Source organism: Saccharopolyspora rectivirgula DSM 43747 (genome assembly GCF_000497205.1).
GTDB classification, from domain to species: domain Bacteria; phylum Actinomycetota; class Actinomycetes; order Mycobacteriales; family Pseudonocardiaceae; genus Saccharopolyspora; species Saccharopolyspora rectivirgula.
The window spans coordinates 1-268 of record NZ_AYJW01000174.1 but is presented as its reverse complement, the minus strand read 5'-3'; the positions used below and the strand labels follow the sequence as shown (position 1 = coordinate 268).

At 64.9% G+C, this 268-nt stretch carries 1 protein-coding gene; it reads left to right on the top strand.

Annotated features, from left to right (window positions below; translation table 11 throughout):
- A partial coding sequence (locus SREC43747_RS0119435) for a methionine adenosyltransferase domain-containing protein (RefSeq protein WP_029723018.1) occupies window positions 1-268 on the top strand: 268 nt, incomplete at both ends.

Genomic DNA, 268 nt, shown 5'->3' with positions numbered 1-268 from the left:
GCAGGTGACCATCGAGTACGCCGGGGATCAGCCGGTGCGGTTGGACACGGTGGTGTTGTCCACCCAGCACGCCGCCGACATCGACCTGGACGGCACGCTGGCTCCGGACATCAAGAAGAACGTGATCGAGCCGGAGCTGGAGCGGGTCGGTCTGGACAGCACGGACATGCGTCTGCTGATCAACCCGACGGGTCGGTTCGTGGTGGGTGGCCCGATGGGTGATGCCGGGTTGACCGGTCGGAAGATCATTGTGGACACCTATGGCGGG